The sequence below is a fragment of the Microbacterium sp. CH-015 genome, from assembly GCF_049707015.1.
GTDB lineage: Bacteria > Actinomycetota > Actinomycetes > Actinomycetales > Microbacteriaceae > Microbacterium > Microbacterium aurum.
Genome location: NZ_JBNAFJ010000006.1, coordinates 66,569 through 84,051, shown reverse-complemented (window position 1 = coordinate 84,051; position 17,483 = coordinate 66,569). Strand labels below are relative to the sequence as shown.

General features: G+C 70.7%; 18 protein-coding genes. 7 read left to right on the top strand and 11 right to left on the bottom strand.

Annotated features, from left to right (window positions below; genetic code table 11):
* Position 1: 1 nt before the first annotated feature.
* Positions 2-946 (bottom strand): hypothetical protein, encoded by a 945-nt coding sequence (locus ACPYN4_RS10460; protein ID WP_424446308.1) that lies wholly within the window; start codon positions 944-946, stop codon positions 2-4.
* A gap of 106 nt (positions 947-1,052) precedes the next feature.
* Here ACPYN4_RS10460 and ACPYN4_RS10455 point away from each other — a divergent pair, with 106 nt between their 5' ends.
* Both ACPYN4_RS10455 and sufU read left to right on the top strand, forming a co-directional pair.
* Positions 1,053-2,345 carry an aminotransferase class V-fold PLP-dependent enzyme gene (locus tag ACPYN4_RS10455; RefSeq protein WP_424446307.1) on the top strand — a complete coding sequence of 431 codons (1,293 nt, stop codon included), beginning with the start codon at positions 1,053-1,055 and terminating at the stop codon, positions 2,343-2,345.
* A 13-nt stretch (positions 2,346-2,358) separates the two neighbouring features.
* Complete coding sequence (gene sufU / locus ACPYN4_RS10450) at positions 2,359-2,820, top strand: Fe-S cluster assembly sulfur transfer protein SufU (protein ID WP_076688328.1); 462 nt, start codon at positions 2,359-2,361, stop codon at positions 2,818-2,820.
* A 42-nt stretch (positions 2,821-2,862) separates the two neighbouring features.
* Here sufU and ACPYN4_RS10445 read toward each other — a convergent pair whose 3' ends face one another.
* The 3 genes from ACPYN4_RS10445 to ACPYN4_RS10435 form a co-directional block, all read right to left on the bottom strand.
* Positions 2,863-3,642: an alpha/beta fold hydrolase gene (locus ACPYN4_RS10445; RefSeq protein ID WP_424446370.1), complete on the bottom strand. Its 780-nt coding sequence runs from the start codon at positions 3,640-3,642 to the stop codon at positions 2,863-2,865.
* A 62-nt stretch (positions 3,643-3,704) separates the two neighbouring features.
* Positions 3,705-4,007 (bottom strand): DUF427 domain-containing protein, encoded by a 303-nt coding sequence (locus tag ACPYN4_RS10440; RefSeq protein WP_315551558.1) that lies wholly within the window; start codon positions 4,005-4,007, stop codon positions 3,705-3,707.
* 13 nt (positions 4,008-4,020) lie between these two features.
* Complete coding sequence (locus ACPYN4_RS10435; protein ID WP_424446306.1) at positions 4,021-5,538, bottom strand: MATE family efflux transporter; 1,518 nt, start codon at positions 5,536-5,538, stop codon at positions 4,021-4,023.
* A gap of 189 nt (positions 5,539-5,727) precedes the next feature.
* On the opposite strand from ACPYN4_RS10435, the gene ACPYN4_RS10430 reads away from it, so the two are divergent.
* A complete protein-coding gene (locus tag ACPYN4_RS10430; protein WP_424446305.1) occupies positions 5,728-6,648 on the top strand; it encodes a DUF808 domain-containing protein in 921 nt (306 codons plus the stop codon).
* Positions 6,649-6,701: 53 nt separating this feature from the next.
* Here ACPYN4_RS10430 and ACPYN4_RS10425 read toward each other — a convergent pair whose 3' ends face one another.
* Complete coding sequence (locus ACPYN4_RS10425) at positions 6,702-8,150, bottom strand: serine hydrolase domain-containing protein (protein ID WP_424446304.1); 1,449 nt, start codon at positions 8,148-8,150, stop codon at positions 6,702-6,704.
* Between the two features lie 96 nt (positions 8,151-8,246).
* Here ACPYN4_RS10425 and ACPYN4_RS10420 point away from each other — a divergent pair, with 96 nt between their 5' ends.
* Positions 8,247-8,369 carry a hypothetical protein gene (locus ACPYN4_RS10420; protein ID WP_275444946.1) on the top strand — a complete coding sequence of 41 codons (123 nt, stop codon included), beginning with the start codon at positions 8,247-8,249 and terminating at the stop codon, positions 8,367-8,369.
* Positions 8,370-8,388: 19 nt separating this feature from the next.
* Here the strand turns inward: ACPYN4_RS10420 and ACPYN4_RS10415 are convergent, their stop codons facing one another.
* Positions 8,389-9,408: a zinc-dependent alcohol dehydrogenase family protein gene (locus tag ACPYN4_RS10415; RefSeq protein WP_424446303.1), complete on the bottom strand. Its 1,020-nt coding sequence runs from the start codon at positions 9,406-9,408 to the stop codon at positions 8,389-8,391.
* Positions 9,409-9,533: 125 nt separating this feature from the next.
* Positions 9,534-10,094 carry a dihydrofolate reductase family protein gene (locus tag ACPYN4_RS10410; RefSeq protein ID WP_281652970.1) on the bottom strand — a complete coding sequence of 187 codons (561 nt, stop codon included), beginning with the start codon at positions 10,092-10,094 and terminating at the stop codon, positions 9,534-9,536.
* A 64-nt stretch (positions 10,095-10,158) separates the two neighbouring features.
* Here ACPYN4_RS10410 and ACPYN4_RS10405 point away from each other — a divergent pair, with 64 nt between their 5' ends.
* Positions 10,159-11,169, top strand: coding sequence for an NADP-dependent oxidoreductase (locus ACPYN4_RS10405; RefSeq protein WP_424446302.1), 1,011 nt, complete (start codon positions 10,159-10,161; stop codon positions 11,167-11,169).
* A gap of 135 nt (positions 11,170-11,304) precedes the next feature.
* Entirely contained in the window at positions 11,305-12,771 is a 1,467-nt protein-coding gene (locus ACPYN4_RS10400; protein WP_424446301.1) for a DUF222 domain-containing protein, read from the top strand.
* On the opposite strand, the gene ACPYN4_RS10395 is transcribed toward ACPYN4_RS10400, so the two are convergent.
* The 3 genes from ACPYN4_RS10395 to ACPYN4_RS10385 all read right to left on the bottom strand — a co-directional run bounded on the left by ACPYN4_RS10395 (position 12,741) and on the right by ACPYN4_RS10385 (position 14,927).
* Positions 12,741-13,532, bottom strand: a complete 792-nt coding sequence (locus ACPYN4_RS10395; RefSeq protein ID WP_239279413.1) for an EI24 domain-containing protein — start codon at positions 13,530-13,532, stop codon at positions 12,741-12,743. The genes ACPYN4_RS10400 and ACPYN4_RS10395 overlap by 31 nt on opposite strands.
* A gap of 48 nt (positions 13,533-13,580) precedes the next feature.
* Positions 13,581-14,123 carry a hypothetical protein gene (locus ACPYN4_RS10390; RefSeq protein WP_239279412.1) on the bottom strand — a complete coding sequence of 181 codons (543 nt, stop codon included), beginning with the start codon at positions 14,121-14,123 and terminating at the stop codon, positions 13,581-13,583.
* A gap of 471 nt (positions 14,124-14,594) precedes the next feature.
* Positions 14,595-14,927, bottom strand: coding sequence for an ArsR/SmtB family transcription factor (locus ACPYN4_RS10385; RefSeq protein WP_045246029.1), 333 nt, complete (start codon positions 14,925-14,927; stop codon positions 14,595-14,597).
* A 78-nt stretch (positions 14,928-15,005) separates the two neighbouring features.
* Here ACPYN4_RS10385 and ACPYN4_RS10380 point away from each other — a divergent pair, with 78 nt between their 5' ends.
* Positions 15,006-17,042, top strand: a complete 2,037-nt coding sequence (locus ACPYN4_RS10380) for a heavy metal translocating P-type ATPase (RefSeq protein ID WP_229935214.1) — start codon at positions 15,006-15,008, stop codon at positions 17,040-17,042.
* Between the two features lie 39 nt (positions 17,043-17,081).
* On the opposite strand, the gene ACPYN4_RS10375 is transcribed toward ACPYN4_RS10380, so the two are convergent.
* Entirely contained in the window at positions 17,082-17,477 is a 396-nt protein-coding gene (locus ACPYN4_RS10375; protein WP_045246023.1) for a DUF4307 domain-containing protein, read from the bottom strand.
* Between the last annotated feature and the right edge of the window lie 6 nt (positions 17,478-17,483).

The window sequence follows — 17,483 nt, the reverse complement described above, 5'->3', positions numbered from 1 at the left end:
CTCACCCCGCCAGCAGCAGCTCCTCCCGGCGCCGCGCGAGCGCGGCCAGGTGCTCGGCGACGGCCAGGCGCCGCTCGGCGAGTACGCGATCCAGCTCGCTCAGCCTGACCCGCAGGTCCAGCGCCTCCTCCCGCGCCCGGGCGATGCGATCGCGCACCATCCAGTCGCTGAGCACGTTGTCGAACAGCACGTCGAAGACGGCGAGCGTTTCGGAGATCTCGACCCCCTGCACGCCCGTCACGCCGATGTCGGCGAGCTCGATCCGCAGCCGCTCGAGCGCCCGGTTCACGCGCCCGAACGCCTTGGCGGAGTCATCGATCCGGCTGTGCTTCATCAGGTCGGCGACCATGCCGCCGCCGAAGAAGGTGTCGTAGGTCGACCAGCCGCCCGCGCTCTGGAGGTGCCCGAACGCCTCTTCCAGAGCGGCGGATGCCGCGCGCAGCGCCGTGACAGCCTCGTCGATCTCACGCTGCTCGGCCGTCGCGACTCCGATGCCCTGCGCGATCTGGCCGAGTTCGGCGGCCGCGGCGCCGGTCCCGGCCGAGCGGACCGCGCGCTCGTGAGCGGCGAGCGCGGCCGCATAGCGTGCCTCGACATCGCCGAGCGCCGCGCGGGCGGCGCGCAGTCGCGCGACCTCGCTCTCCGCCTGCTCGCGACGGTGCGTCGCACCGGCGACGGCGAGCGCGGCGGCATCCCGCTCCGCCCGCTCCCGCGCGGCCCGCTCGTCGAGGTCTCCGCGAAGCGTCGCCCACAGCCGCGACGGCGAGACGCCCACCAGACGTCGCACGTCGGCCTCCTCGACGCGCAGCCGGGCGGCGAGGTCCGCCTCCTCGGTGCGTCGCGCGGCGGCGGCGGTCTCCGCGGCGTCGAGCTGGGTCCCGAGACGGCGGTGCGCGGCACGGGCTTCCGCGGCGTCGCGGAGGTCGGTCTCGGTGTCAGAACCCATGCCGCCAGCCTGCCACGCCCGCCGGTGTCCGCCGACGTCCGCTCGTCCCCGAGCGCGGACGCCGGGCTCCGGAGCCCGGCCGACCCCCGGGGCGTAGCCTAGAGGGGTGACTTCAGCGCCCGCGTCCCCGACCCTTGCCGCAGCGGCGGCGTCCACGGCGTCGGCGCTGCCGGCGCTCGACCCCGAGGCGATCCGGGCGGACTTCCCGATCTTCGCCGAGCAGGTGAACGGGCACCCCCTCGCCTACCTCGACTCGGCCGCGACCAGCCAGAAGCCGCTCGCCGTGCTCGACGCCGAGCGCGACTTCCTCACGCACGCCAACGCCGCCGTCCACCGCGGCGCCCACACCCTCGCCGCCGAGGCGACCGAGCTGTTCGAAGACGCGCGAGCGACGGTCGCCGGTTTCGTGGGCGCCGAGCCGGAGCAGCTGGTGTGGACGAGCGGCGCCACGATGGGGCTCAACCTCGTCGCATACTCGCTCGGGAATGCGGGCCTCATCCGGCCCGGCGACGAGATCGTCACGACGGCGATCGAGCACCACGCCAACCTCATCCCGTGGCAGGAGCTCGCCGGCCGCACGGGCGCGACCCTGCGTCATATTCCGGCGCGGGACGACGGCACGCTCGACATGGATGCCGCGGCCGCCCTCATCGGCGAGCGCACCCGCGTCGTGGCGTTGACGCACGTCTCGAACGTCCTCGGCATCGTGAACCCCGTGGCCGAGCTCGTTGCGCTCGCCCGCGCCGTCGGCGCCCTCACGGTGCTCGACGCCTGCCAGTCCGCGCCGCACCTGCCGCTCGACCTGCCGGCGCTCGGCGTCGACCTCGCCGTCTTCAGCGGGCACAAGATGCTCGGCCCCTATGGTGTCGGCGGTCTCTACGGGCGCTCCGACGTGCTCGAGGCGCTGCCGCCGTTCCTCACCGGCGGATCGATGATCACGACCGTCACGCTCGACCGCGCCGAGTACCTCCCACCGCCCCAGCGGTTCGAGGCGGGAACCCAGCCAGTGGGCCCCGCGATCGGCCTCGCCGCGGCCGTCCGCTACCTGGACGGCATCGGCCTCGAGCGGATCCATGCCCACGAGAGCATGCTCGCGTCGCGCATGCACGACGGCCTCGTCGGCATCCCCGGCATCCGCCTGCTCGGCGATGCCGTCGGTGCCGAGCGCGTCGGGCTGTGGTCGTTCGACGTCGACGGCGTCCACGCGCACGACGCGGGTCAGTACCTCGACGCCCTCGGGATCGCGGTGCGCGTCGGCCACCACTGCGCCGCTCCCCTCCACGCCCGCTACGGCGTGACGGCGAGCGTCCGCGCGAGCGCGGCCCTGTACAACACCACCGACGACATCGACCGTCTGGTCGAGGCGGTCGCCGGCATCCGCCCCTACTTCGGAGCATGAAGGCACCACTGACATGAGCGACCTCGACGCCCTCTACCGCGAGCTGATCCTCGATCACTCCAAGCATCCGCAGCACTTCGGTCTCACCGACGAGGGCGACGCGCCGACCAAGCCCGGCAGCTTCGGCACCTCGTACCAGAAGAACCCGGTCTGCGGTGATGAGATCACCCTCCGCGCCCGCGTCGACGGCGAGACCGTCGCGGATGTGGCCTGGGAGGGCCGCGGCTGCTCGATCTCGCAGGCCTCGGCGTCGATGCTCGCCGACCTCGTCGCCGAGGAGGGGCTCAGCCGGGCCGACGCCCTCCAGCTGATCGAGGGATTCCGCGAGGCGCTCCGCTCTCGCGGCGCGATCGAGCTCGACGAGGACGTCTACGGCGATGCCGCCGCCCTGTCGGGGGTGTCGAAGTTCTCCGCGCGCGTCAAGTGCGCCATGCTCGCCTGGGTCGCGCTCGAGGACGCCATCGCGAAGGCCTGACCCGCAGAACGGCGGCCGTCAGGCCGTCGGGGGTTCAGGCGTTCAGGCAGTCAGGCCGTCGCGGAGGAAGGCGATCGCCTCGGCGCGGAACACGCGCGAGCCCGGTGCGTTGAAGTGGTGCCGCGCGGGGATCTCGAGGAATCGCCCCTGCGGGCAGGCGGCGGCGAGCGCCTTCGACCCCTCGATCACGGCGTCGAGCGAGCCGGTCGCGAACAGCACCGGCTGCTGCGGCGCGTGCGCCGGGTCGGGATCCACGGTGCGCGACGCGCGCATCCCCTCGGCGATCGCGAGCAGCGACCGCAGGTCGTTGCCGGAGACCCGGTCGGCGAGGCGGATGTAGTTCTGGGTGACGGGATCGGTCACCGGGGTGCCGTCGGCGATCAGCGCGCGCACCTGGCCGATGTCCAGTCGCGCGAGCGGGATGCCGTCGGGCACGCCGCCGAGCACGGCACGGGGGATCCGCGGCGCGATGTCCTGCACGACCTCCCAGCCGACGCGCGCACCGAGCGAGTACCCGACGTAGAACGCCTCGTCGACGAGGTAGGTGTCGAGCATCGTCTCGACGTCGCCGGCGAGCTGGCGGATGTCGAACGCGTCCGCCTCGTGGGGCTTGTCGCTCGCGCCGTGTCCCCGCTGATCCAGCGCAAGCACGCGGAATCCCGCCGCCGTCAGGTCGCGCACCCAGCCGGTGGCGACCCAGTTGTCCTTCGTGCTCGAGGCGAATCCGTGCACGACCACGACCGTCGGGTCGGCGTCGTCCCCCCACGAGTACGTCGCGATGCGATAGCCGTCCCCGACCATCAGGTACTGCGGGTCGGGCATCTCGGTGAGAATCCGCAGGCCGGTCACACCATCGATTCTCGCGCGCCCCGGCGCCGGCGCGGTCACTCCTGGACGCTGATCTCTTTCCAGAACGCGACGTAGCCCGAGAAGTCCTTCCCGACGCGCTCGATCCCGCTCTCGTACGGATGCGGGTACGCCCAGGCGCGGTCGGCGAGCACCTCGTCGCCGTCCCGCACCGAGTAGTACTGGCACTCGCCCTTCCACGGGCACGTGTACGGGGTCGGGCTCTCCTGCAGCAGCTCCCACCGCACGCTCGACGGCGGGAAGTACCAGTTGCCCTCGATGGAGATGAGATCGTCGCGGTCGGCCTCGGCCACCGTGGTCTCGCCCAGCACAGCCTTCATGGCATCCTCCGCCTCATCGCCGCTTCTGCGTCGCCCTGGTCACACCCTTCCACCGGCGCCGCCCGGGCGCAACGAGGTCGGTCGCGGGATGCTGGGGCAGCGGAATCGGCTGCGTCACGACGGCATCGACCACCATCGAGCCGTCCGTGGGACCGACCACCGCGATGGGGGTCGTCAGCGTCGGCTCGTCGGGATCCACCGGCATCCGCTCCAGCGCGCGATGGGCGCGCAGGTAGGCCGGCACGAGAATGACGACGGCGCCGATCCACGCGAGCGGATTGCTCCACACGACGCCGACGAACCCGAGGGCATGGCCGAGCACGACCGCCGCGCCGACGCGCATCGCGAGTTCGACGACACCCGTGACGGTGGGGATGATCGTGCTGCCGAGCCCCTGCAGCGTGCCGCGCAGGATGAACAGCACTGCGAGCGCGGTGTAGGTGTACCCGTTGATGTGCAGCATGAGGGTGGCCATCTCCACCACGCGCTCCGACCCGTCGCCGACGAAGAGGCGCACGAGCGGGGTGCCGAACGTGATGAGCAGGATGCCGAGGACCACCGCGGCCGCCACGGCCATCCATATCGCCTGCACGACGCCGCGGCGGATGCGGTCGGGACGGCGGGCGCCGAGGTTCTGCGCGGCGTACATCGACGCCGCGAGTCCCAGCGACTGCAGGAGCGCCACGGCGAGGCCGTCCACGCGCGAGGCGGTCGTGTAGGCGGCGACGGCATCCGCCCCCAGCGTGTTGAGGGCGACCTGCACCGTCAGGGTGCCGATCGCGATGATCGACGCCTGGAATCCCATCGGCAGGCCGAGGCGCAGGTGCAGGGCGAGGTCGGCCCGCGTGACGCGCCAGTCGAAACGGCGCACGTGCAGCACCGGCACCCGGCGGCGCACGAACTCCAGGCACAAGAGCACCGACACCGCCTGCGAGACGACGGTCGCCATGGCGGCGCCGCCCACGCCCCACTCCAGCGGCCCGACCATGAGGATCACGAGCCCGACGTTCAGCGCGCACGCGATCGTGAGGAACACCAGCGGCGTGCGCGAGTCGCCGATCGCGCGGATGATCGCGGCGAGGAAGTTGAACGCCATCATCGCGCCCGCGCCGAGGAAGCTGATCTGCGCGAACACGGTCGCCTCGGCCATGAGCTCGTGCGGCGTCTGCAGCAGTGCGAGCGCCGGGCCGGCCAGCATCGGTGCGAACACGGTGAGCAGGAGGCTCGTGATGGCGGTGAGGACCGTGCCGGCGGCCACCGACCGGCGCACCGCCGCATAGTCGCGCGCGCCGAAGGCCTGCGCCGTCGGGATCGCGAAACCGCTCGTGAGACCCCAGGCGAAGCCGAGCAGCAGGAACAGCAGGCTGCCGGTGGCGCCCACGGCGGCGAGCGCGTCGACGCCGAGGTGACGCCCGACGACGATCGCATCGACGACCTGGTACAGCTGCTGCACGATGTTGCCGATGAGGAGCGGCACCGAGAACGCGAGGATGACGCGCCACGGGCTGCCGGTCGTGAGCGAACGTGCCATGAAGGTGCCTTCGAGAGTGGGGGATGCCGGGGACGACGCCCGGGAACAGCGAAGGGCGCCCCGGATCGGAGCGCCGCGACTCCAGTGTATCGAATCGATTCGGAGCGGCACAAGTCCGCGGCATCCGGCACGATCTCGTCGAGACCCCGGTGGCGCGGCGTCGGAGGCCGGGCCGGTACTGTTGGACGCATGTCCGTGGGTCTGCTCGCCGTCGTCGACGACATCCTCAGCGCCGCGCTCAAGGCGTCAGCGAAGTCAGCCGGCGTCGTGATCGACGACGCGGCCGTCACGCCACAGTACGTGGAGGGACTCTCGCCGGCCCGCGAGCTGCCGGTCGTGGGACGCATCGCGCTCGGGTCGCTTGCGAACAAGTTCCTCATCATCATCCCGATCGCGATGGTGCTGACGGCATTCGCGCCGTGGGTGCTGCCGTGGCTGCTCATCGTGGGTGGTGTCTACCTGTGCTTCGAGGGTGCCGAGAAGGTGCTGGAGTGGTTCGGGTTCCACCACGGCGGGCATGAGGACGAGGGCGGCCGCGACGAGAAGCGACTCGTGATGGGCGCGATCCGCACCGACCTCATCCTGTCGACCGAGATCATGCTGATCGGCCTGTCGAACGTCGATCCCGATCTCGACTTCTGGCTGCGGCTCGCCGTGCTCGCGGTCATCGCGCTCGCCATGACGGCGCTGGTCTACGGCGCCGTCGCCCTGCTCGTGAAGATCGATGACATCGGCCTGAAGATGGCCAAGAGCTCCTCGGCGCGCGTGCGTCACACGGGTACCCGCATCGTGCGGTCGATGCCCGCGGTCTTCCGCGTCATCTCGATCGTCGGCACCGTCGCGATGCTATGGGTCGGCGGGCACCTCGTGCTCGCCAACCTCGGCGAGGTCGGCTGGCACGCCCCGATCGAACTCCTGCACGCCGTCGAGCACGCGCTAGAGCCGCTGGGGCCGGTCGTCGTGTGGTTCGGCGACACCCTGGTGTCGGCGATCGCGGGTCTCGCGGTGGGCCTCGTCATCGTCGGCATCGCGCTCGTCATCGGCAAGGCGTTCGGCAAGAACCTGAGCTTCGCCGAAGGCCACGCCGCGCCGCAGGCGCCGGGCGAGTAGCGCCGGCACCGTCCGCGCCGCAGGCACCGGGCGAGTAGCGCGGGCGGCGGCCGTCAGCCGCCGATGACGGATGCCGGGACGCGCAGCGCCTCCCAGCCGCCGCCGAGCGGCGGGATGTGCCACCCCGCCGCGATCCGGCCGTCGGCATCCCGGTGCACGATGACGCGGTGCGGCGACGTGGTGTCGACGACGTGGACGAGCACCGACCCGTCGGGCCGCTGCTCGCCGCGGGTCGCGAGCGCGAGGCGATCGGCTCCGGCGTTCGAAAAGCAGGCTGGATCGCGCTGCGCGGCGCCCTCGGGGGCGCCAGCGGCCGGTTCAGCCTGCTTTTCGCACACGATCTCGTGCCACCCCGCTCCGACGGGCAGCGCACCGACGCCCGGGAGTGTCAGCGTCCACCCGGCCGCGGCGTCGGTCAGGGTCGGGCCCGCCGCGTCGAAGGGCGCCTCGGCCATGATCGTCAGCCGGTCGCGGGCGTCCCAGGAGTCGCGGGGGCGAACGGCGTCCGCGGCGGCGGCGACCGTGCCCGCCGCCTCACCGACGGCATCCGCGGTCTCGACGGCCGCGACGAACGCCCAGAACGCGCGCAGCGTCGCCTGCGTGTCGAGCGTCGCGCCCTGGTACGCGATGACGAGATCGTGCTCGGGCAGGACGAGCGCGAACTGGCCCGCCGCCCCGTCCAGCCGGAAGCCGTGGCGCCCGCGCCACACCTGGTAGCCGTAGCCGAGCGCCCAATCGTTGACCTCACTCGGTCCCGCCGGCGGCCCGTCGAAGGCAGCGGTGACCGACCAGGCCCGGCTCATCTCCTCGACGTACCAGGCCGGCGCGACCTGCGCCCCGGCGAACACGCCGCCCGCGCCGAGCATGACGCCAGTGCGCGCGAGGTCGTCGACGGTGAGGTGGTACCCGCTCGCGCCGTGCTGGATGCCGCCGCGCGAGCTCATCCACCGCTCCCCGATCCCGAGCGGATCCAGCAGCCGGGGGCGCAGGTAGGCGGTCAGCGCCTCACCGGTCACCGCCGTGACGATCGCCGACAGGGCGTGGGTTGCGGGGGAGTTGTAGGCGAAGTGGCTGCCGGGCGCGTGTGCGGGATCGATCGCCAGCAGCATCCGCGGGTCGTCGCCGACCCGCTCGATCTGCTCGGCGGAGTGGCCGGTGTTCATCGTCAGGAGGTGACGCACCGTGATCTCGTGCGGGTTCGGCACGCCGAGGAGCGCTCCGGCGGAGTCGTCGAGCCCCAGCCGCCCCTCGTCGGCGAGGAAGCCGATCGCGAGCGACGTGTAGGTCTTGGATGCCGAGTACACCAGCGCAGGCCGGTCGAGTCGGTACGGCGCCCAGGCCGTCTCGAAGGCGACCTCGCCGTGCCGCGCGATGAGCAGGGCGTGCGGGTCGAGCCCTTCGTCCTGCAGGCGGTCGGCGAGTGCCGCGAGGGCGGCGGTGGGAATGCCAAGGGCTTCCGGTGTGCGGCGGGCCAGCGCCCGCGTCGTCGGGAGGGACGTCATCCCTCCACCGTAGAAGCCCTCGGCGGCGGTCTCAGCGCAGCCGCCGGTTGTAGCGACGGGTCGCGATCACGGCGGCCACGATGAGGATGCCGGTGCGTGCGCTCGGTGCCCCGCGCGGGGCGCAGCGGCAACAAGCTGCGCTACGCCCGCCTCATGGCCGACGCCGTCGAGCTGACGCGGATGCCGCCGCCGCTGCGCGCTCTGCTTGACGCGTGCTGACCGGCGACAGGGGTGTCGCTCAGACGGTCAGCAGCACCTTGATCGCGCGACGCTCGTCCATGGCTTTGTAGCCATCGGCGGCCTCCTCGAGCGGGAGCGTCAGGTCGAAGACGACGCCGGGGTCGATCTCGCGGTCCCAGATGAGCTGGATGAGCTCGGGTAGGAACCGGCGCACCGGTGCCGGGCCGCCGTGCAGGTGCACGCCGGAGTGGAACAGCCGCTGGCCGTCGAGCGTCACGTCGTGCGAGACGCCGACATAGCCGACATGCCCGCCGGCACGGGTCGAGCGGATCGCCTGCGTCATCGACTCCTGCGTGCCGACGGCTTCGATCGTCGAGTGCGCGCCGAGGCCGTCGGTGAGCTCGCGGATCCGGGCGACGCCCGCCGAGCCGCGCTCCTCCACGATGTCGGTGGCGCCGAAGCGACGGGCCAGGGTCTGGCGGTCGGCGTGCCGTGACATGGCGATGATGCGCTCGGCGCCGAGCTGCTTCGCGGCGAGGATGCCGAGGAGACCCACCGCTCCGTCACCCACGACGGCAACGGTCTTGCCGGGACCCGCCTCGGCTGCCACCGCGGCGAACCAGCCCGTCCCGAGCACGTCGGAGGCGGCGAGCAGTGAGGGGATCAGGTCGGGGTCGGGCTGGCCGGGCGTGGCGACGAGGGTGCCGTCGGCGTTCGGGATCCGCGCGTACTCGGCCTGCGTGCCCTCGCGGCCCGCGGGGGTGCGATGGACGCAGAAGGATTGATAGCCGGCGCGGCAGATCTCGCACGTGTTGTCGGACGTGAAGAACGAGCCGACGACGAAGTCGCCGACCTTGACGTTCTGCACGGCCGCACCCACCTCGGTGACCGTTCCGACGTACTCGTGCCCCATCGGGGCGTCGTGCACGTCGTCGGCGCCGCGGTACGGCCACAGATCCGACCCGCAGATGCACGTCGCGGCGAGGCGGATGACGGCATCCGTCGGCTCGATGATCTGCGGGTGCTCGCGGTCTTCGACGCGGACGTCGCCGGGGGCGTGCATGATGACTCCACGCATCGTGGTGTCCCTCCTTCTCGTTGCTGCCGTGGCCACGCTACGCCCTCGCGACCGGCATCGCGTACGGCGATCCTGCGCGGGTTGTGGAGCTTCGGCAGCTGGCTGTTCCGCGGGGCCGGTGCGGCTCAGCGCCGCGCGCGGTAGTGCAGGAACACGACGCCGCCGTCGAACCGGCGCTCGCCTAGGAGCTCGAGGTCGACCCGCTGATCATCGCGGGCGAAGAAGGGGATGCCGCCGCCCACCAGCACGGGGAAGACGCGGATGAGGTACTCGTCGATGAGGCCGGCGGCCGCGGCATCCTGTGCCAGCGTCGCCCCGCCGATGGCGATGTCGCCCTCGCCCGGCTCGGCACGCAAGCGCGCGATCTCGTCGGCCACGGTGCCGGTCGCCAGGCGCGCGTTGCCTTCGACCGCGGTGAGCGTGCGCGAGAACACGACCTTCGGCAGCGGATTCCACAGCGCCGCCCACTCCCGCTCGAGGTCGTTGAAGCCGGCGGGGTCCTCGGTCTCCCAGTAACGCATCGTCTCGTAGAGACGCCGGCCCATGAGATGGACACCGATCGTCCGGATCTCATCGAGCGAGATGCGGAAGACGTCGTCGGTGAAGCCCGGCCAGTCGAAGTCGCCATCCGGCCCCGCGATGTAGCCATCGACGGACATGCTCATCGAGTACGTGACCTTGCGCATGGCGGCGACCCTACTCCGCACCGCGTCCGCTGAGGAGCCCTGCCGCCCGCCGTAGATTGGCGACATGGTCACGACCCGGCAGGTGCGTCTCGTCCAGCGTCCGACAGGACTTCCCGACGACGACACGTGGGAGGTGACGACAGACGAGCTCCCCGAGCCGGGCGAGGGTGAGTTCCTGGTCGAGATCGACCACATCTCGCTCGACCCCGCGATGCGGGGCTGGCTCGACGATGTGCCGTCCTATCTGCCTCCCGTGCGACTGGGTGCCGTGATGCGCGCGCAGGGCACGGGCACGGTGTCTCAGTCGCGGCATCCGGACTTTCCCGTGGGTGCCGCCGTCACCGGGACGTTCGGTGTCACCGAGCGCGCCGTCAGCGACGGCACCGGCGTCCGCGTCATCGACACGTCGATCGCGGGCCCGGCGACCTGGCTCGGCGCCCTCGGCATGACCGGACTGACCGCGTTCCACGGACTGCACGAGGTCGGCGAGCTGGCCGCGGGAGACACCGTCGTCATCTCCGCGGCGGCCGGCGCGGTGGGAAGCGTGGCGGGACAGATCGCGCACGCGGCGGGCGCCACGGTGATCGGCATCGCGGGTGGCCCGGAGAAGTGCGCATGGCTGCGCGAGATCGGATTCGACGCGGCGATCGACTACAAGAGCGAGGACGTGCTCCGGCGGTTGCGCGAGGTCGCGCCCGACGGCATCGACATCTACTTCGACAATGTCGGAGGCGAGATCCTCGACGCGGCGCTGGCGAACCTGCGCCGCGGTGCGCGGGTGATCCTGTGCGGCGCGATCGCGTCGTACAACGCCACGACGCCTCCTCCCGGGCCGCGCCGCTACATGAGTCTGCTGGTCAACCGCGCGCGGATGCAGGGATTCCTGGTGTTCGACTATCCCGAGAAGGATGCCGCGGCGATCGCCTCTCTGGCGGCGATGGCGGCCGAGGGGTCGCTGGTCTCGCGAGAGACGGTCGTCGACGGCTCGGTCGCCGATTTCGGCGCGACTTTCCTGCGCCTGTTCCGCGGTGAGAACACCGGAAAGCTCGTACTGCGCATCGCTGAGATTTCTTAAGAACCTTTTTATCTAGGCTTGCCTTTTTCGTCACTGTCTTCTATTCTGAAAGTGGCAGTTGCGCCATTCATGCGGCTGCTGTGGGTGAGCCGGCCAAAGCCTCCGGACGTTGTCGAACGACGTCTGGAGTACCCCATGGAACCGCAGCCCGACCCCTCGGGACCCGTCGAGTTCCGCGACGCGTCCGCGTCGGGCGGGATGGATCCGCGCGGCATCGATCCCCACTGCATCGATCCCCACTGGGCGGAGCTGTCGGCCCTCGTGAGCCGCGCTGAGCAGAACCGCATCGACATGGCGCGTCTGCAGGCCCAGCGCGCGGAGCTCTTCGCCGAGGCGTTGCAGCTGGTCGCGCTGCGCGTCGCGCAGCGCCGGGCGGCGAAGGGCAACCGGGAGTTCGGCGACTCGATCCCGCTGCGCGAGGTCATCGCGGAGCTCGCGTGCGCCCTGCGCGTCGGCGAGCGCACGATCGCCTCGTGGCTCGGCGACGGTGACGCGCTCGTCCGCACGTATCCGGCGACGCTGGAGGCGCTGCGGGAAGGGCGGATCGATGAGCGGCATGCGTCCGCGATCATCGACGGCGGCATGCCGCTGGATGACGCGCACCGCGGACAGTACGAAGAGCTGGTGCTGCCGCTGGCCGAGACGGCGACGGCGCCCGAGCTGCGCGAGTCGGCGCGAGTCATCGCCGCGCGGCTGCAGCCGGAGATGGTCGAAGAGCGTCAGCGCGCCGCTCTCGCGCAGCGGCAGGTGAAGACCTACGGGCTCGAGGACGGACTGTCCCGCCTGCTGCTCGACGGTCCGGATGCGCTCATCCAGGCGGCGTTCGAGCGGCTGACCGACATGGCGCGCGCGCTCGACGGGGAGGGCCCCGTCGCCGTCGACGCGGACGATGTCGAGGACGGCGCCGAGGATGCGGTGAGCGCTGATGCCGACGCGGATGCGGATGGCGATGGCGAGCCGGCAGATGAGCGCACGCTCGATCAGCGGCGCGCCGACATCATGCTCGACATGCTGCTGTGCGGAGCCCCCGCCGCGCACGGCGAGGAGGGGGCGCTCGGTGCGATCCGGGCGACCGTGCAGGTCACGATCCCGATCCTCACGCTCGCCGGAATCGATGACCAGCCCGCGATCCTCGCCGGCTGCGGACCGATCGACGCGGACACGGCGCGCACGCTCGCGGCATCCGCGCCCTGCTGGGAGCGCGTGATGGTGCATCCGGTCACGGAGGAGCCGCTGCGGCTGGATACGTATCGCCCCAGCAAGAAGCTGCGGCGACTGCTCGATGCGCGGGATCGGCAGTGCCGTTGGCCGGGATGCCGGCGGCTCGCGCGCCGGAGCGAGGCCGATCACACGATCCCGTTCTCCGAGGGCGGGCCGACGTGCGCCGGGAACCTCGCGATCCTGTGCAAGAGGCATCACCGCCTGAAGCATGCTTCGCCGTGGCAGGTGGTGCAGCTCGGGGCCGGAGTGCTCGAGTTCATCTCGCCGACGCGGCGAAGATACCGGAACAACGCCCCGCCCGTGGATGAGGCCCGCACCGCGCGGCCCTGGGCGCGACTGCTCGCGACGCCCTACGATTCCACCGACCCCGCCGCGTTCTGAGCGTGTGGTGCCGTCGTCAGGCCCGTCGGCTGCGGCGCGTCGTCGAGGAGGGAGCGGGCGAGGAGGGTTGAGCCCGCGACGGCCGCGGGCATGGCGACGACGGCGCCGAGCGGAACGAGGAAGCACAGCTGGGTGGCGATGCCGAAGCCGAGCACACGCGCGCGGTGAGCGCGACGGAGTGCGCGGCGTTCGGGTCCGGTGAGTCCACGCGCCGTGAAAGCGCGCGAGGTGAGTTCGTCGGCGACGATCCAGCCGGTGAGCGTGACGCCGACGACGGTGCTGACGAGGCCCCCGACGAGGGGAAGGAAGCCCAGGACGAGCGCGAGCAGGGCGATGACCGCGCCGCGCGCGATGAGGGAGACGGCGTCGCCCAGTGAGCGCCAGAATCCGTAGGGCGCGTTGATGGCGCCGGTTCCACCATCGGATTCGACAGCGCGCCAGATCCGCGCGTAGAACGGCTCACCGACGAACAGGGTGAGCGCGGTGAACGAGATCGCGACGAGCACGAGAGCGGCGCCGACTGTCGCCGTGCCGACGGTGATGCGGATGACGGTCGCCCAGAGTGTGGGCCAGCCGTCGGCGAACGGAGTCAGCACCTCGGTGAGGCGAGGGAGAACGCTCGCGAGGGCGATCAGTCCGCCGAGCAGCACGAGCGCGACGATGACGGCCGGGACCAGACCGAGCAGCATGAGGCTCGGGCGGCGGCGCCAATACGCGAACCCGCGCCCCAGCATCCCGACGCCACCGAAGAACTCACGCATCGACGCGCACCATATCGTTCACGGGCCACCACGAGTCACGTCGATGACCTACGGGGTGACCGTCCCCGGCGATCCCATCCCCGACACGACGGCTACGAGTACTCCGCCGGCGCCCTGGGTCCGAGCACCGTCGATCGTCACGGCATTGACCGCGTCGAAGGTCTCGTCGAAGCGGATCACCTGCTCCGCACCATCACACTCGATCTCGACGGACGTCACGCCGATCCATGACGATCCCACCCGCACGGTGAAACCGACCCGCGCCGTTCCGTCGCCGAAGCAGGCGGTAGTGGCACCGTCGACGCGCGCATCGTCAGGGTAGGACAACACGACACCGCTCTCGCCTGATGCCTGTGATTCATCACCTTCCACCCGGAAGCTGCCGGAGCCGAGGAAGCCCTCTTGACTCGAGGCGACGCCCTCGAATTCCTGCGCAGCGGCCTCCGCCGCCGCCCAGTCCGGCTCGGCTTCCGGGGCACACCCGACCAAGCCGACAGCGAGCGCACCGACGAGCGCGAATGTGGCGCAACGAGAGTACATGCCCGCAACACTACCCAGTGGTTCGCTCGAGCTGCGGGTGCTGTGACGCATACGCGGGCGCTCTAGCCGGGAGGAAACATGTCATTTCGGCGCGGAACCTGCAATCACTGTAGATCGCCGGGTGGGTGGTTCCCAGACGAGAGAAAACAGCGGGCATCCATGCGGCGACAAGCCGCTCCTCCGCAAGTTCGATCACCTGCGATGCTCATGTGCGCACTAGAGACGCCGCGTGGACATCTCATCCGAGAGATGGCAGGTCAAGAAAATCCCTACACCCACCTACCTGTAGGTTCCCGCTCGAGATGGCGAGGAATGCCGCGATTCCACGGTAGTTGGCTGGGGTTTCGGGTTCAGGATTCCGCGAGTAGTGGCGGATTCTTACAAGAGCTCATGGCTGTCGCGGCGATCGGCTACACACCATGCAGCGTGTCCGAACCGGCAGCGACGCGCTCTCCCCGGCCGCAGCAGCGCCCCCCGACGTGAACGGGAATACTCTCGTCAATCGGGGAGCTCCGGCAGGCGTCATCCTCCGCCGGGCAGATGCTCGAGGTGCCCGATGGCCTCCTCGAGCAGTTCGGAGACGTGGTCGTCGAAGAGCGAGTAGTGGATGTGCCGGCCGTCGCGCGTGCCAAGGACCAGGCTCAGATGCCGCAGCAGCCGCAAATGGTTCGATGTGGTCGTCTGTCCGATGTGCAGCTGTTCGCTGAGGTCGGTCACGGTGCTCGGCTGAACACTCAGCGCGCTCAGAATGCGCAGCCGCACAGGTGACGCCAGTGCCTGCATGATCTCGGCGAGACGCTCAGCATCCGCTACGGACAGGGTGCCTGCTTCCCGACGCGTCTCAGTACCGGCCATGCTCACCATTGTGCCCTCCGATCACGATAATCATTCACAACTACAATATATCATGATCTTGTGATGTATCCTGGTCGCATGACTGCTTCTTCCCCGACGACTACCGCGCCCGCTGCGGAGACGCACGACCATTCCCACGGTTCGGCCCGGTGGGAGCTGTGGTTCGCGATCGCCGCGGGCGTGACCTACGCCGGCGGGATGATCGCCGAGTTCGCGTTGGGGCTGCCGATGGTCGGGTGGCCGTTGGTGTTCTTCCTCGCCACCTACTTCTTCGGTGGGTTCTTCACGTTCCGCACCGCGATCGCCTCGACGATGCGAGGGAAGTTCGAGGTCGACTTCCTCATGCTGGTGGCCGCGATCGGCGCCGCCCTCATCGGCCGGTGGGCGGAAGGGGCGGTGCTGCTGTTCCTGTTCAGCCTCGGCCACGCGCTCGAGGAATACGCCCTCAGCCGTGCCAGCAAGTCCATCGAGTCCCTGGCCGAGCTCGCTCCCCGCAGCGCCCTGGTGCGCCGCGGCGGGGACGAGCCGGTGGAGGTGCCGGTGGAGGAGATCGTCGTCGGGGACATCGTCGTCATCCGCCCGAACTCCCGCATTCCCTCAGACGGGTTCGTGATCTCCGGGGTGTCCGCGGTGGATCAGTCCGCGGTCACCGGGGAGTCGATTCCGGTGGAGAAGGAGCCGGTGGCCGACCCGGAGCGGGCGATGCGCACCGTCGACACCCTGCCCGCCGCCAACCGTGTGTTCGCCGGCACCGTGAACGGGTCCGGCGTGCTCGAGGTCGAGGTCACCGCGACCTCCGCGGACTCGACGCTCAGCAAGGTCGTCGAGCTCGTCCGCTCCGCCGACCAGGCCGCCTCCCCCACACAGCAGTTCATCGACCGGTTCCAGCGTTGGTACGTGCCCGCCGTGATCCTCGGGGTCGCCGTCACCCTCCTGATCTCCTGGCTCGCGTTCGCGCAACCGTTCCCCGACGCGTTCTACCTCGCCATGACCGTGCTCGTCGCCGCCAGCCCCTGCGCGCTCGCGATCGCAACCCCGGCCGCGGTGCTGGCAGGGGTCGCCCGTGCTGCGCGTGCCGGGGTGCTCGTCAAGGGCGGCGCCCCGCTCGAGACGCTCGGGCGGGTCAAGGCGATGGCGTTCGACAAGACCGGCACCCTGACCTGGGGTGCCCCCCGGGTGACGTCCGTCACCCCCGCCGCCGACGTGCCCGAGTCCGAGCTGATCCGCACTCTGGTCGCTGTCGAAGCGCTCAGCGATCACCCGCTGGCCGAGGCGATCGTCCGCGACCTCGAGCCCCGCGTCCCCCAGGCCGAGCGCCTCACCGCGACAGACCTGAACGCGGTCGTCGGGCGTGGCGTCACGGCGACGATCGACGGCGAGCGGGTCGACGTCGGCAACCTGCGCATGTTCGACGAGCAGCAACTCGCGCTGACCGGCACGCTCGCCGACGCGTACACGCAGGCGCGGGACTCCGGGCAGACGCTGATGATCATCCGCCGTGGCGACCGGTTCCTCGGCATCGTCGGCGTGATGGATGCGTCCCGCGCGGAGTCCGCCCAGGTGCTCAGCGCGCTCCGGGGCGCGAACGTGGGGCAGCTCGTGATGATCTCCGGCGACAACCAGCGCGTCGCCGACGCGGTCGGCCGGGAAGTCGGCGTCGACACCGCGATCGGCGAACTGCTCCCCGAGGACAAAGTCGCTCAGATCACCCGCCTCGCCGAAACCCACCGACCGATCGCGATGGTCGGCGACGGCGTCAACGACGCCCCCGCGATGGCCCGCGCCGACGTCGGCATCGCGATGGGCGCCGCCGGCTCCACCGTCGCGTTGGAAACCAGCGACATCGCGCTGATGAGCGACGACCTCGGCCGCGTCCCGTTCGCCGTGCGGCTCAGCCGCGCCACCAGCCGCATCATCCGGCAGAACCTCATCGCCAGCCTCGCGATCGTCGCGTTCCTCATCCTCGCCACCTTCCTCGGCCTGAACATCGGCGCGGTCGTACTCATCCACGAAGGCTCCACCCTGATCGTCGTCGGCAACGCACTCCGCCTGCTCAACTTCGAGCGCGGCAAAGAGCACCACGGCATCGACCACGAAGACAGGCCCACCGCTTGAGAGACTCAGCCGGCGCAGGCGACGGCCTCCCTTGCGCGGCTATGTGGCCCAGCAGGATTGCACGGTGCCGGTCGTTGCCTGCGCGACGGTCGGGATGGTCTCCACGAGTGCTCGTGTGATCTCCTCGGACGCGGGGTACTCGATGACCCGCCAACCGACGATGCCGAAGTCCTCATCCAATGCCTGCACCGCGCATGCGAACGACGTCCCAGCGGGTGGCGTGGCTTGGAAGGATACGGTCACGGTGCGCGCATCGACCAGCTCGTATCCGGTCTCGTCGAATCCGACGTCGTCGAGCGAGTTCGAGACAGTCAGCCACGAAAGCCCGGCGACAGACAGGATTGCCGCCGTCGCGACGGTGACCCAGAACACGCGGCGGCGGATGGGCCGCGGTCCCCGACCGTAGCGGTCGGCGAGCTCCTCTTTCGTCGTCACGTAGTG

What these genes read in the sequence shown, in the direction of transcription:
- ACPYN4_RS10460 (WP_424446308.1), bottom strand. Translation starts at nt 946, where the DNA reads ATGGGTTCTGACACCGAGACCGACCTCCGCGACGCCGCGGAAGCCCGT.
- sufU (WP_076688328.1), top strand. Translation starts at nt 2,359, where the DNA reads ATGAGCGACCTCGACGCCCTCTACCGCGAGCTGATCCTCGATCACTCC.
- ACPYN4_RS10445 (WP_424446370.1), bottom strand. Translation starts at nt 3,642, where the DNA reads ATGCCCGACCCGCAGTACCTGATGGTCGGGGACGGCTATCGCATCGCG.
- ACPYN4_RS10440 (WP_315551558.1), bottom strand. Translation starts at nt 4,007, where the DNA reads ATGAAGGCTGTGCTGGGCGAGACCACGGTGGCCGAGGCCGACCGCGAC.
- ACPYN4_RS10435 (WP_424446306.1), bottom strand. Translation starts at nt 5,538, where the DNA reads ATGGCACGTTCGCTCACGACCGGCAGCCCGTGGCGCGTCATCCTCGCG.
- ACPYN4_RS10430 (WP_424446305.1), top strand. Translation starts at nt 5,728, where the DNA reads ATGTCCGTGGGTCTGCTCGCCGTCGTCGACGACATCCTCAGCGCCGCG.
- ACPYN4_RS10425 (WP_424446304.1), bottom strand. Translation starts at nt 8,150, where the DNA reads ATGACGTCCCTCCCGACGACGCGGGCGCTGGCCCGCCGCACACCGGAA.
- ACPYN4_RS10415 (WP_424446303.1), bottom strand. Translation starts at nt 9,408, where the DNA reads ATGCGTGGAGTCATCATGCACGCCCCCGGCGACGTCCGCGTCGAAGAC.
- ACPYN4_RS10410 (WP_281652970.1), bottom strand. Translation starts at nt 10,094, where the DNA reads ATGCGCAAGGTCACGTACTCGATGAGCATGTCCGTCGATGGCTACATC.
- ACPYN4_RS10405 (WP_424446302.1), top strand. Translation starts at nt 10,159, where the DNA reads ATGGTCACGACCCGGCAGGTGCGTCTCGTCCAGCGTCCGACAGGACTT.
- ACPYN4_RS10400 (WP_424446301.1), top strand. Translation starts at nt 11,305, where the DNA reads ATGGAACCGCAGCCCGACCCCTCGGGACCCGTCGAGTTCCGCGACGCG.
- ACPYN4_RS10395 (WP_239279413.1), bottom strand. Translation starts at nt 13,532, where the DNA reads ATGCGTGAGTTCTTCGGTGGCGTCGGGATGCTGGGGCGCGGGTTCGCG.
- ACPYN4_RS10390 (WP_239279412.1), bottom strand. Translation starts at nt 14,123, where the DNA reads ATGCGTCACAGCACCCGCAGCTCGAGCGAACCACTGGGTAGTGTTGCG.
- ACPYN4_RS10385 (WP_045246029.1), bottom strand. Translation starts at nt 14,927, where the DNA reads ATGGCCGGTACTGAGACGCGTCGGGAAGCAGGCACCCTGTCCGTAGCG.
- ACPYN4_RS10380 (WP_229935214.1), top strand. Translation starts at nt 15,006, where the DNA reads ATGACTGCTTCTTCCCCGACGACTACCGCGCCCGCTGCGGAGACGCAC.